The organism is Cellvibrio sp. BR (assembly GCF_000263355.1).
Taxonomy (GTDB): Bacteria; Pseudomonadota; Gammaproteobacteria; order Pseudomonadales; family Cellvibrionaceae; genus Cellvibrio.
Genome location: NZ_JH668208.1, coordinates 1 through 13,261 on the forward strand (window position 1 = coordinate 1; position 13,261 = coordinate 13,261).

At 49.3% G+C, this 13,261-nt stretch carries 13 protein-coding genes; 6 read left to right on the forward strand and 7 right to left on the reverse strand.

Annotated features, from left to right (window positions below; all coding sequences use genetic code 11):
* From O59_RS19785 to O59_RS19795, 3 genes are all read left to right on the forward strand, one after another.
* On the forward strand, positions 1-971 hold a 971-nt coding region (locus tag O59_RS19785; RefSeq protein WP_040393722.1), incomplete at its 5' end, for a Tn3 family transposase.
* Positions 972-1,060: 89 nt separating this feature from the next.
* A complete protein-coding gene (locus O59_RS19790; protein WP_040393724.1) occupies positions 1,061-1,393 on the forward strand; it encodes a hypothetical protein in 333 nt (110 codons plus the stop codon).
* Between the two features lie 47 nt (positions 1,394-1,440).
* On the forward strand, positions 1,441-2,064 hold the full coding sequence (locus O59_RS19795; RefSeq protein WP_007645951.1) for an HAD family hydrolase: 624 nt from the start codon (positions 1,441-1,443) through the stop codon (positions 2,062-2,064).
* Positions 2,065-2,173: 109 nt separating this feature from the next.
* Here the strand turns inward: O59_RS19795 and O59_RS19800 are convergent, their stop codons facing one another.
* The 6 genes from O59_RS19800 to O59_RS19825 form a co-directional block, all read right to left on the reverse strand.
* On the reverse strand, positions 2,174-2,788 hold the full coding sequence (locus O59_RS19800; protein ID WP_040393726.1) for a hypothetical protein: 615 nt from the start codon (positions 2,786-2,788) through the stop codon (positions 2,174-2,176).
* On the reverse strand, positions 2,788-3,369 hold the full coding sequence (locus O59_RS21205; RefSeq protein WP_050977141.1) for an AHH domain-containing protein: 582 nt from the start codon (positions 3,367-3,369) through the stop codon (positions 2,788-2,790). The genes O59_RS19800 and O59_RS21205 overlap by 1 nt, the downstream gene beginning before the upstream one ends.
* Positions 3,370-3,760: 391 nt before the next feature.
* On the reverse strand, positions 3,761-5,203 hold the full coding sequence (locus O59_RS19810; RefSeq protein ID WP_007645955.1) for a TonB-dependent siderophore receptor: 1,443 nt from the start codon (positions 5,201-5,203) through the stop codon (positions 3,761-3,763).
* 145 nt (positions 5,204-5,348) lie between these two features.
* On the reverse strand, positions 5,349-7,787 hold the full coding sequence (locus O59_RS19815) for a TonB-dependent receptor (RefSeq protein ID WP_007645957.1): 2,439 nt from the start codon (positions 7,785-7,787) through the stop codon (positions 5,349-5,351).
* Positions 7,788-7,890: 103 nt separating this feature from the next.
* Positions 7,891-8,871 (reverse strand): FecR domain-containing protein, encoded by a 981-nt coding sequence (locus tag O59_RS19820; RefSeq protein WP_007645959.1) that lies wholly within the window; start codon positions 8,869-8,871, stop codon positions 7,891-7,893.
* Positions 8,850-9,371 carry a sigma-70 family RNA polymerase sigma factor gene (locus O59_RS19825; RefSeq protein ID WP_007645965.1) on the reverse strand — a complete coding sequence of 174 codons (522 nt, stop codon included), beginning with the start codon at positions 9,369-9,371 and terminating at the stop codon, positions 8,850-8,852. Before O59_RS19825 ends, O59_RS19820 begins: the two co-directional genes overlap by 22 nt.
* Before the next feature lie 594 nt (positions 9,372-9,965).
* Between O59_RS19825 and O59_RS19830 the strand changes: the two genes are divergently transcribed.
* The 3 genes from O59_RS19830 to O59_RS19840 are packed head-to-tail and all read left to right on the forward strand — an operon-like array spanning position 9,966 to position 12,220.
* Positions 9,966-10,274, forward strand: a complete 309-nt coding sequence (locus O59_RS19830; RefSeq protein WP_007645967.1) for a DUF3649 domain-containing protein — start codon at positions 9,966-9,968, stop codon at positions 10,272-10,274.
* Entirely contained in the window at positions 10,271-11,908 is a 1,638-nt protein-coding gene (locus O59_RS19835) for a PepSY domain-containing protein (RefSeq protein WP_007645969.1), read from the forward strand. Before O59_RS19830 ends, O59_RS19835 begins: the two co-directional genes overlap by 4 nt.
* Positions 11,909-12,220, forward strand: a complete 312-nt coding sequence (locus tag O59_RS19840) for a DUF3325 domain-containing protein (RefSeq protein ID WP_007645971.1) — start codon at positions 11,909-11,911, stop codon at positions 12,218-12,220. It abuts the gene before it with no gap.
* 224 nt (positions 12,221-12,444) lie between these two features.
* Here O59_RS19840 and O59_RS19845 read toward each other — a convergent pair whose 3' ends face one another.
* Positions 12,445-13,251 carry an oxidoreductase gene (locus tag O59_RS19845; protein WP_040393729.1) on the reverse strand — a complete coding sequence of 269 codons (807 nt, stop codon included), beginning with the start codon at positions 13,249-13,251 and terminating at the stop codon, positions 12,445-12,447.
* Positions 13,252-13,261 lie beyond the last annotated feature (10 nt).

Genomic DNA, 13,261 nt, shown 5'->3' on the forward strand with positions numbered 1-13,261 from the left:
GCGAGTACAAGAAATACCGGCTCATTGAGTGTTGGGGTTCGGGCAACAGTGTGTCCGCTGATGGCAAGCTCTGGGATCTCTACGAAGATAATTTACTATCGGAATACCATATTCGTTACGGCAGCTATGGCGGCATTGCCTATTACCACGTCTCAGATACCTACATTGCGTTGTTCAGCCGGTTTATCCCCTGTGGTGTCTACGAGGCGATTTATATCCTGGACGGTCTGCTCAACGACGAATCAGATTTTAATCCAGACACCGTTCACGGTGATACGCAGGCGCAATCAACACCGGTATTTGGCCTGGCGTACCTACTGGGCATCAAGCTCATGCCGCGTATCCGAAATATCAAAGATCTCAGCTTCTACAAGCCTGACCGCGCTATGGTGCTTAAGCATATTCAGTCCTTGTTCAAAGAGCCTATCAAGTGGGACCTTATTGAAAAGCACTATGCGGATATGATGCGAACAGCTATGTCCGTTAAAGCAGGAAAAATTACCGCCTCGACAATCCTGCGCCGGTTCGGCACCAAGAACCGGAAAAACAAGCTGTATTTTGCGTTCCGCGAACTCGGGCGAGTGGTCAGAACTATGTTCCTTTTGGAATACATCACCGATGTTGATCTACGCAAAACGATCCAGGCAGCGACCTGTAAGAGTGAGGAGTTCAACGAGTTTGCACGTTGGTTGTTTTTTGCGAATGCCGGAAAAATTCCCGCTAACCTAAAGCATGAGCAAAGCAAAATCGTGAAATACAATCATTTGCTGGCGAACTTCACAATCCTATACAACGTGAACGCGATGACGGAAGTGTTTAACCAGTTGAAGTCGGAGGGCCACAATATCACCCGCGACCTCATGGCCGCATTCTCGCCGTACCATACCGAGCACTTGGGCAGATTGGGAAGCTTTGAGCTGGATTTGACCAAGCAGGTTAAACCAATGTCATTTGAGTTGCTGGTTGATTAAATCTTTATTATTCAGTTAGTTATACTCGAAGTGGCTAATTCCAACACTTTTACCGGCCGGACCTCGCCTACGGTGGAGCCGCACACCATATGTGGAAACCCAAGGCTTTTTCTTTTGGTTTATGGGATTGGCTCGTCGGCACAGATCTTCCTCCCTTTATTGCATCCGAATTTCCTACCATCTCAATTCCGAACGAAGATTCAGAGTCTGCACGTGAATTAATCATACGATTGGATCAGGAATACTATTTCAAAAAATATGGAAAAAAGCATCCCCGATACCAGTGGGGGCGCAGCGAGAAAAACATTTCATGGTGTCAGGAAAACTCTCGCTATCAATTTGGATTGGAGCCAGATAGTGAAAACTTAACCATACGCGCCGCATACGCAAGCGCACGAGGCGCGCAGTTTGAATTTAAGTAATGCAGTGCGTTTTATTAATCCACCTAGTCATTGTGCACAGGTTTACGATGCGCCCCAAATTGGTAATTTTTGATTTGTATGGAACTCTCATCAAGTTTGGAGTGAAACATCATCCATTTCGCAAAGTGTTGCAGTGGGCGCGACAACAAGGCCGCTCACCCGGGCCGGGTGATGCCCGATTCTTGATGACGCGCTCGGAAGATCCGGCCGAGCTATTCTCAGCGATGGGGATTGTTCCACCGACACAGATGATCACACAGCTTCAGATTGACATTGAGCAAGAACTTGCCAGCTTGGCATTATTTGAGGACGTGATTCCCACAATACGCCAGTTATCGGATTGGCATATTCCCATAGCTGTATGCTCCAACCTCGCAAAACCCTATGGTGCAGTGCTCGAACAGTTGTTGCCTGATTTTCCACTCCTCAAATGCTTGAGCTATGACGTTGGTTATATAAAGCCTGAGCGAGAAATTTACCAATGGGTTGTAGATAGAGCGAAAGTGGATCCGGCTCAGTGTCTCTTCGTGGGCGACACCTTGTTGGCCGACTATGAAGGTCCAACTCAATTTGGTTTTCGCGCAAAGCATTTGATAAGAGGAACAAAATGCTCCACCGAAACGATTGGCTCTCTTGCTGACATTTTGGCGCTCAAGGAGATTATGTGTTAGCACCCGGTTATAAAGGAAGAAGTGCTGCGGAAATATTGAGCGACCGCGTAAACCCATTATTAATTGGGTTCCATCAAACAAACATACCGCCTGAAAACGACTTCACAAGCTAATTTAACTTTGAAACTTCGGCTCGGTCTACAGCGAAAACTGAACCTAAATTTGAAGTGATATATAAACCCTTTAAATCATTTTTTTTAATGGCATCGACGAACGCTTGCGTTACTTGTAGTGTATGAAATGCGTTAAATTCCGCACGAAAAACTACCCAATCTTTCAATTTTTCTTCGTGAAAAGAAAGGTTTTCTAGATCGCCCAATTCGTTTTTTTTGCTTAATTTTAAATCTAATGCATCAATTTTTTCCGCAACATTAAACGGAGTAAATATGAAGGCCTCACCTTCACTGTAAGTCGCAGGTATAAATTCGCCATCATTCTTTATTAAATCTTTAAGTGCGTTGTAAGCCTTTTTATTAAGAAAGAGGCGACCTTCAGAGACAGCAATATCGGGCACTAGCAGTTTGGCCTTTGCTTTCTTAAAAACTGGAAAATCAATTTGCAATGGTTCACTGAATACGCCCGCAAACGAGCGAGGTGTATTGTTCAGCTCAATTCTATTTGCCACTGTTTCGCCATTAAGAGTCCCGACAAGCCTATCTAACTGGTCGCTGTTAAACATCGGATCGAGGTAGCTTTTGTTGTCAAGTAAGACTGTGTAAAGCATTATTTACGACCTGTTTGTGGCATGACCTCGGGCGGAACTGCGCCAGATTGTAAAGCCCTACGAATTTGATTGAGTGCAAATATTAGTTTCTCCGCCGTATTAATCTGCATGAAGTTTATGCGGCCGCCTAGCCAGTCATAGTAGTGTTCATGATGAATACGCTTGTGAGGCACTGCACCTTGTAAGTGCTTCGGCATGTATGCTCTATCTTCCCAATCTCTAGGAAGCCAGCACCCGTTCCACGGGTCGTCAATACGCAGCTTAAGCCAGGCCATCACAGCCCTCACCAAAATCGCTTTCTTGTGCCCACCCGAAATAATTGCGTGACAATCGCATCGTGAAGAAGGTCTGCCTTCGCCACCCAATGCCATATGCTCAGCGAGTCGAGATGATTTGTGTCGTTCAGATTTGAGAACCGGATCGCTCATCGTATTAGCCTCAACTCGATAATTGTCCAGCTTATCGTAGAAGCTACCTAACGCCTGAACTGCTGCAAAATCTGCACTTGTTGGCTTATCGTTTTTGGCAAAATCAGCTAAAACACGCTCCACACGTGAGAAAATAGGGGCTTGTACTGCCATATAAAATATCCATTTCTAAGTTATCAGCTTACGATTATTACAAAGTTCAGATACTACAGGTAGTAGATGTTTGCGCCAGTTCGTCAATATGGAATACCGTTCACTTTGTTGTGTTAATTTTAAGCGCCATGGATCGTGACAGTCATCGATGAGGTATTGAAGGTTCGGTACTTATTTGATGAAGCAACGACATAAAATAGATTAGCTAGGAGACCGGGAAACTCGACAGGATGGTCACTGGAGAATGTAGACATGCATGCCCCAGAGTCATTCTATATACAAAAAGGGAGTTCTAAAATTAGCTAAAAACTATCCCGACATGCAAGTAGATGTGCCAAATTATCGCTCTGTTTTGTCGTGAAAGCCTTGCGGCACGTGGGCTTCGACAGGTTTATGTAATCCATGGCGGGAAGTTCCTGCTACCCCTAAAAGTAATGTCATCACCAATGACCAGACTCTGGTATTCACTGTTACTGCTCAAAGTAATGGCGCCGCGATTGACGGGTGCCACATTAATTGGGCGAGGAATGTAAGTAGGGGACGTCATAGACAAGCCAGTGAGATTGATCGGCGCAGCGCTGGCACCGCCCATCCGATATTGGTAACTCTCGCTGGCCTGGTATCCTGCGGTGAGTTTGTGCGCTACCGCGCCGGTGTCGAACAACACATCCAGATAAACCGCAGTGCCTTTATCCTCTTGCTTACTCAGCAGGGTTTCCAGGCCAGGGGTATAGACACCGGAGATTTGCTGGTTGTAGGTGCCGTTAGCGGTGATGGTATTGCTGGTGCTTTCCGACCCACGGGTTCCCCGGTTATCGATGTAAGCCGCACGCAATGACACGCGTTCGCTGATCTGCCATTTCACATTGGAACCGTAGCGATTGTAGTCATACCAGCGATTGGTCCAGGGTTGTCCCCAGGAAACATCGTTAGCGATGCTGTCGGCCGACGGTCTTTTAACACCGTTGGCAAAATACCAGTAGGTTTGCGAACCGTTCACATCGTAGGTGTAATCCATGCCATGAATCTGCACCCAGAAGTCGTCGAACAAGTAGCCGTCAAATGCCAGGCTGTAAAAGGTTTTTTCAACGTTCTGATTCTTGATGGCCCCATCACCACCCTGCTCCACCAGATTGACACGGTAGCCATATTTGCCGTCGCCATCGAGCTTACCGCCGAAATCGCCATGGATATTCACACTTTCTCTCCCCAGGCTGCTCAATGTCACGCGATTCAGACGCTCATCGGTTGAGCTTTTAGTGACATAGTTGGTGACGCCCCCGACGTTATTTGCACCGTACATAAAGCCTGAAAGCCCGTTCAGGATTTCAATGCGCGCCGTGTCTTCCATGGTCGCGGTGTGATTGTATTGGTCGTCCGGCACGCCGTCGCGATAGGAGCGTTGCACCGTGAAACCCCGCATCATTATGCGCGGCTGGTTGTTCTCATGCTGCGCGCGGATCAGCTGGGTAGTTGGGTTGACGCGATACACCTGATCGGGCGTGGTAGCTTGCAAGTTCTCGATCAATTCCTCAGAAAAAACATTCACCGAGTAAGGCGTGTCTTGCAGGCTGCGCCCTTCCCAAGCGCCCACTCCGGAAACCGTTTCAGTGCGATAGCCATTTTCTGCGCCCCCATCAATCACCTCGGCGGTGACTTTCACGGTTTTTAATTTCACCGCCGCTTCAGGCACTTTTTCCTTGGTTTGTGAGTTGTCCGGTGCAGTAGCTGCCAGGCTCAATGGGCTGGCGATCAGTAAGCTGAGGCTGGCGGTGCGCAAAGCACGGGTAAGTGGATGGATTTGTTGTATGTTGCGGCGAGATACTTGTCGCATAAAGAGTCCCCAAGTGAGTGGTATTTTGGGGTGGCACCTTAGCATTAACAATATTAATTCTCAAATAAGAATTAAAATCAAATGAGGGTGGTGCGGCAGGTTGGATGGGCGTAGCGCGCATTCCAACCTGCCCCACTTATCGGCTTTATAAGTCCAAAGTCACCGACACCAGAAGCGTGCGTGGAGCGCCCGAGGTGATAAAGCTGCGCGACACGGAATTCCAATAACTCTTATCGGCAAGGTTTTGCAGGTTGAGATGGAAGGTCAGCGCTTTACCAGACATCTCCGTCATGTAGCGACCACCGAGATCCACAGTTCCCCACCCGGCAATGCTCTGGGCATTGCCCACATCGGCTTGGGCATCACTAAACGCTGTAATGCGACTGGTGAGTGTTAGCCCCGGCAGCGCCGCAAAATCGTATTCGCTGTTCAGCACCAGATTGTAATGGGGAATACCTATCGCATCTTTACCGTCGTTGAGGCCTTCGCGGGTGCGGGTTTGCTCGGCATCAATGTAGGTAAAACCGCCCAGCAGGCGCATACCCTCCAGCGGCTGGCCAAAGATAGATAATTCCACACCGCGGTTACGCTGCTCGCCGTCGGCGGTAAAAACATTCGCGCTATTGGTGAAAGTATTGGGCTGGGCGATCTGGAATACAGCGGCGGTCAGGCCGAAGGTACCGGCGTCGAACTTAATTCCGCCTTCATACTGCTCGGTAACAGAAGGTGGCAATAACTGGCCCTGATTTGCCGTGCCATTGGGTGCGGTTGAACCTTGCGCGAGGCCTTCGCTGTAGTTCGCGTAGTAAGAATAATTACCTGCCTTAACCAGCAGCGCCGACAGTGGAGTGACTTTGCTTGCTTCATCGGTGCGAGTTTGAACACCGGAGCTGAAGGCCCCACTTTCCAGTTTCTGGTCTCGTGCTCCCAGTGTCAGCAGAACAGTATCATCGATAAAACCGAAGGTATTCAGCAAGCCCACACTGCTTAATTGCACCGCGCCATTTTGCAGCAGCGGGTCGTAACTCAATGTCGGTTTGGGCAGATTTGCCGTCTCGTAGATATTGCCGGTGTAGACACCGGAAGCATGTACCAGACGACCCGCGGAGGTACGGTCAAGATCGCTATAGGTCAGCGCATAGCGGTTGCTCACTGCGCCCCAATTGAACTCACCACGAACTCCGGTCTCATAGGTTTCAACGTCATAGGTACCACGGAAACCGCCTACTCGCGCGGTGAAATCCCCGGCGTTGTTGATGATGCGGCGCATTTGTGAGGCTGCATAAAAATACTCTTCGTCCCCTTCAGACTGGCCGTAGTTGGCGTAAATGGAGAAGGCCGGATCAAATTCATACTCTGCTGCTGCCATCCAGTACTTTGCACCCGTATCGATAAACTCCCAGCTGTTGGAAAAGTTGTGCTGATTGTCTGGCGCTTTGGGCAATGCAAAACCCTGGTTGTAGGTCATATTGGCCGTGTGGCCATCGGTGCGACGCTCTTGATTTGCCGCATCCACACTGACTTTCAGTCTTGTGCCCCGGTAATCCAAGGCCAGCGATTGATTGTTGGTACTGTCCTCCTGTCGCTCGACGGGTGTATCGCCATCCCGCTTGAGCGCGTTCAACCGTACGCCCCAGGCATTGTCGTCGCCAAAACGACGCCCGAGATCAAGATGCCCGCCCAGTTGGGAGTTGGAGACATAGCTGCCGGTAAGGCGTGTTAGCGGTTCGTCTGCCGCGCGTTTACTGACCAGATTCAGGTTGCCGCCGACCACCCCAAAAGGGCCGACGCCGTAGAGCATAGAGGCCGGGCCTTTGAGCAGATCGACACGTTCATAAAATTCCGGGGTGAGCCGACGGCCATCGGTCATGCCATATAAACCGTTCACACCCACCTGATTGGTAAATAGCGGAAGGCCGCGCACCATAAAGGTTTCGGTATCGCCATACTCGGCCATGGGGCTGCGCACTGAGGGATCGACCGCAACCACATCAGAAATCCGGCGCGATTGCTGATCCCGCGCAAACTCCTCAGTGAAGCTTTGGGTGCTGAAGGGCGTTTCGAATACATCCACATTGCCGAGGATACCCATGCGACTCGCTCTCGCCACCTGCCCGCCCGAGTAAGCTTCGGGCGACTCCCCTTGCATCGCATCCGCCGTCACCTTCACCGTTTTTAATTGCCCAACTGGCACCGCTGGTTGCAGGCTAAAGCTACCATCAGATTTAATAACCGTTTCCAATCCACTGCCTCGCAAAATCGTTTGCAATCCCGCGTATGGGGTGAAACTTCCTGTTAATTCCTGCGCCTGTTTTCCCTCTACCAAATTGGGCGTAAATGACAAGGTAATTCCCGCTTCACTGGCGAAACGGTTGAGTGATTGGGGGAGTGTTCCCGCCGGTATCTGGTAACTCTTTTGGATCGATGCGGATTCAGCTGGCGCTACCTGTGCAACAGCCGTACTGCCGCAAGCGAGGCTAATACCTAAAACAGTGGCGCGCAGAATGCGGGCTATAGGCCCGAATAAAAAATAAGAAGTTGAAAAATGCGTGGATGAATTGTTAGTGGATAAAAACGGCGGCATAAACTGATAGCTCCAAAAGGAAGTAAATAAGTGGCTTTCAGGTGTTATGCCGGACGAGAAATAAAAAGGGGACAGCGATACGCGCAGAAAATAAAAATATTTTTTACGGCGACGTAATCGTGATCCAGTAATCGGTGATGCGTGAAAGACGGATAGGCAAAGTACCCGCAACAACAGTCAAAACTTGTAGGGGATTTTTGAGTTGGAATACGCCGGAAATACGCAGATCGGCAACCGCCGGGTCGCAGCGCAACACACCCGAATGATAGCGCGCCAAATCCGCAATAAAATCGCACAGGCGTTGATTGTCAGCAATGATCTGGCCATTCGCCCAAGCCGCTGCGGTTTGGTGATGATCTGCCATAAAGTGAATTTTTTTACGCTCAAACAGCGCTTTTTTTCCAGCGTCCAATCGGGTTTCGATTCCGATCCCCGCAGGTTTTAACGCAACCGCATGTTCGTAAACTTCTACTTGGGTGATGTCGGCATCCAAAGTGCGCACGGCGAAGCGCGTGCCTAAGGCGCGGATGTTTCCTGCCGGTGTTACAACAATAAATGGACGTTTGTGAGTGAGGTTATTGATGGCATTATCAGTGAGATTATCGGGCGCGGTTTGAATCGCAATTTCACCGCGATGCAAACGAATCAAACGCTGCTGCGCATCAAATTGTACATCTACCAAACTGCCGGTATTGAGCTGCAATTGGCTGCCATCGGGCAAGGTGAGGTGCCGTTGCTCGCCCGTCGCCGTGCGATAGTCGGCAGTCAGTGCCGGCAATTGGCGATAGGCCGTCCAAGCCACAGGCAACGCGGCTGCCAGTAGCGCAATAGATAACAACTGACGCCGATCCAACCGCTGGCGACTGAGCACTGGCTGACTCAATCCGCCCGGCACACTTGCCATCATTTCTTGCAATTGCATGGCCGTCCGCCATGCGCGCTCGTGCTCTGTATTTTCCAATCGCCAGGCCTGTAATTGCAGCTCAGCTTCAGTAGTGAGTTTGCCCTCTTGCATTCGCACCAACCAAGCGGCCGCGCGGGCAATTACTTCTGGTGGCGGGGCTAGAACATCGCGGTTATGCACTGGGCAAACCCCTGCTGCATGTAACGTTTGATGGTGCGCTGCGAGAGCTTCATCTGCTGCGCAATTTCGTTGTAAGTCAGCCCGTGAATTTGCGAAAGGAGAAACGCCTGACGCACTTGCCGGGGTAACTGATCCAGCAAGGCATCGATACGATGTAAGGTTTGTAAGAGGATTTCCTGCTCTTCCGGCGAAATGCTACAGGCTTCCGGCAAATTGGCGAGCGCTTCCAGATAAGCCTGCTCCAGCGAACGGCGACGCAGGTGATCAACCACCAGACCTTTAGCTATCGCCCATAAATAGGCGCGCGGTTCTTGTAGTGGTTGTTGTGACGATCGTTGAGCAACCTCCCCTCGTCTGGCCAATATCCGCACAAACGTATCCTGCGCCAAATCGGCCGCTGCATGCGAACAACCCATACGCCGCCGCAGCCAGTCATGTAACCAGCTATGATGGCTTTGATAAAGATCAGCGATGGGGGAGTTATCTGTGGATGGCAACATACAAAGCGCTGCAAGTGGGTATGCGCGCCATGCTGTCACAAATGAGATGCATTCGCAATAACAACAATTGTACTCATGTTGATCTTCAACACATATGCAAAGCAATAAACTGCTAATCACATCCCTGCATTCTTGCGGAGCAAACCCGCCACCACCATTTCCGATCCTACCGCCTCTGATCTCTATGAAGTTGAAGCGAGTTTGTTGACAAGAATATTGAATCCCGAGGCAAGTTGGTTGCTGCCCAGATAATTAGCAGGCTATGTAATTTGGTCGGTTTTTTTAACCACAGTCGCTTGATAGGGGCTGGTATGTGTCGTCAAACCTGACGAGTTACCCAGTCTCGGGGTTGCCCCGGAAAATCAAAGAAAGACCCTCAAATAGCAATCATTCGTATTATTGCTTTTACATGCCACTTTTCGGTGGTAAAGTGCGAACAAGTTGCAAACGAGAAGAAATCTCATATAAATGGGGTTTGCCATATGAAAAGCCACGAAACCATGTCATTGGCTATTGCGGTTATTGTTGGCTGCTCGCCTCTAACCTATGCCGCGCATGGTCATGGGTTCCGTCAATATTCACGTTAATTTTTAAATGAAACATACAAAGGCACATACCGATAACCGCTATCGCTGGCAAATTGCCCTGCGGGTGATCGTCGCTATTATTGGCGGTTACTTGCTGGCAAATATCTCTGCCATTTTGCTTTCCTACTTGTTACCTATGCCCAAAAGCGATGCGGTGATGACCGGCATTTTATTGAGCTTCGCAATTTATGCCGGAGCAATTATGTGGGTATTTGCCGTGCGCTCAATGAAGAAAGCCTGTGTGGGGTTATTAGCGCCATCGCTAATATTAGGGGCTGTTGCGCTGCTGTTGAAACTCACAGGAGTTGCGCCATGAAAAGTGGTTTTCGTCAATCCATGTCCTGGGTGCATACCTGGGGTGGGCTATCGGTTGGTTGGATTTTATTTTTTGTATTTTTAACCGGAACACTTGGTTATTTCGATACCGAAATTGATCGCTGGATGAAACCGGAATTACCTAAAGACACATCCACTATGGCGCAATCGCTTGCGGTTGCAGAAGCGCGTTTGCAACAAAAGGCCGATGGTGCCGAGCGCTGGTTTATCAGCCCGCCCACCAATCGCGACAATCCCCATCTACGCATTTTTTGGCAGATGCCAGGTAAAGATGGCGAGCGCGGTGTTAGGGGCAATGAACTATTGAATTCCACTACCGGCGATGCACTCAGTGGCCGCGCGACTGGCGGTGGACAAACGCTGTATCAAATGCATTATGCACTGCATTATCTGCCGACGACTGTCGCCTATTGGATTGTGGGCGTCTGCAGCATGTTTATGCTGCTGGCGATTGTTACCGGTGTAGTAATCCATAAAAAAATATTCCGCGATTTTTTTACCTTTCGCCCACAAAAAGGCCAGCGCTCCTGGCTGGATATGCACAACCTACTCAGCGTCACCGCACTGCCTTTCCATTTTATGATTACCTACAGTGGCCTGATTTTTTTTGCCTTTACTTATATGCCATTAATTGTCGCTAGCAGTTACGGTACGGGCGACGATGCAGAGCGTAAATTTTTTGATGAGTTATTTGCAGAAGGCGATAAAGTTCAGCGCGCGAATTCCCCGGAAAATTTAGCGTCATTGAGCGCGATGTTCGCAATTGCTGAAGCGCGTTGGGGCGAAAACCAGGTTCGCTATCTCGACATCGACAATCCCGGTGATGCCAATGCACGTGTCAGTATTGGTCGCCAATTGGATTCTCCATTGCGCGCCAGCCCGGAATTAGTTTTCGATGGTGTGAGCGGAGAATTGCTAAATGACAATGCCGCCGCCACTTCTGCACCGCGCACAGTGCGCGATACGTTTTTAGGGTTGCATGAAGGTTTATTTGCCAATACTGCACTGCGCTGGTTGTATTTTTTATCGGGCTTATTAGGCACCGCCATGATCGCCACCGGAATGATTTTGTGGACGGTCAAACGCCGTCCGGCACAACTCAAAAAAGCCAATGGCCCGGATTTTGGGCATCGCCTGGTAGAGAGTTTAAACCTTGGGACTATTGTCGGTTTACCTATTGCCATAGCCGCGTATTTTTGGGCAAACCGTTTATTACCAGTGGATTTTGCAGCGCGTAGTGAGTGGGAAGTTCATGTGATGTTTTTAGTATGGCTCGCCACACTGCTCTATCCATTAAGCAGAAATATTATGCGCGGCTGGGTGGATTTACTTTGGATGGCCGCTGCCGCTTACGGTTTATTGCCGATCATTAATGCAGTAACGACGGATCGGCATTTAGCTAACAGCCTTACACAAGGTGATTGGCTCTTTGCCGGCGTTGACCTTACTTTTTTAGCAACAGGAATGTTGTTTGCAGTTGCGGCGGTAAAATTGCAGCAGCGGTTACAGCGCACATCTCAAGTAACGCGAATCAATAGCAGTAATAAACAATCTATCGACAATAAACAAATAGTCGCACAGGATATTCCCCTGCAATCACCAGAGGCCAGTTAAATGCTACTTGCTTTTGCGCTCGCTTATACAACCTGCCTATCGCTCAGCCTTGCGATGAATCGCCACTTTCAACAGATGTGGCCCTCCAAAACATTCTCGTCACGCAATCAGTTTTTATTGCGCAATGGCGGCTGGTTGCTGCTGATAGCCACTGTGGTTTACTGCGCAAAAGTAGCAGGAATAGCGGTGGGCTTGGTAATGACAATAGGTTTATTTAGTGCGGCGGCCTGTGCAGTCGCTCTGCTACTGCAATATGCACCAAGGTTAGCAATGGTTTTAGTCGCTACACTTCCAGCGTTAAGTTTTATATAAGATACCTAAGGATCGGAATATTCTATTCTCGATCCTGTGGGGTATTAATTAAAAAAGCGAGCCATTGTTGATTCTCCCAATGATTCGCATGCAGGCCACCTCGTTTATCCAGTTGATAAAAACGGACACGCGCGTTGGTATCTACAGCAATTGATCTTGCATAAAAAATGGCAGCACTTTGTAGCTGTATTCTACTTTTGACGAGTTGATGGAATCTCAAGGGTTTAGTTGAGCCCAAAGGTTTTACGCAAACTCGCATCGACAGGGTTTGCGGGCATAAATCGCCGCAATTTGCTTAATAAGGATGCCTGCCCCGCTGGTGTGCGGCGCATACGCCAGCTTCCGAGTGCGACGTCAACAATGGTGTTGGCGACATTGTCAGGCTCAGGTGCCGTTTTCACATGACCAACAACCGCTTGGGATGAAAGGTTGCGCTCAGTGTCATAAGCCGGAATTAAAACCGCGGCCTGGGGTGCGTTGATATCCAAATTGGTTTTAGTAAAAGACGGCTCGACGAGTGTTACGCGAATTCCAAATTGCCGTACCTCATGATCAAGGGTTTCTGAAAGCCCTTCGACTGCATGTTTGGTCGCAGAATAAATGCCCATGTAGGGCGCGGGAAGAAACCCGAGCACTGAACTAATGTTGATAATTCTTCCAGCACGCTGCGCCCTCATGTGCGGAAGTACCGCTTGGAGGGTGCGTAATATACTGAAAACATTGGTATCAAAAAGTGACTCCGCTTCGGCAATGGAGGTCTCCTCAATTGCACCCACTATGGTGCCACCGGCATTGTTAACCAGCACATCAATACGCTTGGCTCGCTCAATAACCAACGCCACCGCTTGTTGCACCGATTCATCTTGCGTGACATCCATTTCAATCAGTTCAACACCGGGAATCGGCAGCGCTTTTTTCAGGTTGCGCACACTGCCAAACACTCTACAGCCTTGCAATGCAAACTTTTCAGCAGTGACACGACCAATACCGGACGAGACTCCAGTTACTAACACAACCGTTGATTTAGACATACGCTTTCCT

Coding starts and splice junctions, on each gene's coding strand:
- O59_RS19790 (WP_040393724.1), top strand. CDS start 1,061: ATGTGGAAACCCAAGGCTTTTTCTTTTGGTTTATGGGATTGGCTCGTC.
- O59_RS19795 (WP_007645951.1), top strand. CDS start 1,441: ATGCGCCCCAAATTGGTAATTTTTGATTTGTATGGAACTCTCATCAAG.
- O59_RS19800 (WP_040393726.1), bottom strand. CDS start 2,788: ATGCTTTACACAGTCTTACTTGACAACAAAAGCTACCTCGATCCGATG.
- O59_RS21205 (WP_050977141.1), bottom strand. CDS start 3,369: ATGGCAGTACAAGCCCCTATTTTCTCACGTGTGGAGCGTGTTTTAGCT.
- O59_RS19810 (WP_007645955.1), bottom strand. CDS start 5,203: ATGCGACAAGTATCTCGCCGCAACATACAACAAATCCATCCACTTACC.
- O59_RS19815 (WP_007645957.1), bottom strand. CDS start 7,787: ATGCCGCCGTTTTTATCCACTAACAATTCATCCACGCATTTTTCAACT.
- O59_RS19825 (WP_007645965.1), bottom strand. CDS start 9,371: ATGTTGCCATCCACAGATAACTCCCCCATCGCTGATCTTTATCAAAGC.
- O59_RS19830 (WP_007645967.1), top strand. CDS start 9,966: ATGAAACATACAAAGGCACATACCGATAACCGCTATCGCTGGCAAATT.
- O59_RS19835 (WP_007645969.1), top strand. CDS start 10,271: ATGAAAAGTGGTTTTCGTCAATCCATGTCCTGGGTGCATACCTGGGGT.
- O59_RS19840 (WP_007645971.1), top strand. CDS start 11,909: ATGCTACTTGCTTTTGCGCTCGCTTATACAACCTGCCTATCGCTCAGC.
- O59_RS19845 (WP_040393729.1), bottom strand. CDS start 13,251: ATGTCTAAATCAACGGTTGTGTTAGTAACTGGAGTCTCGTCCGGTATT.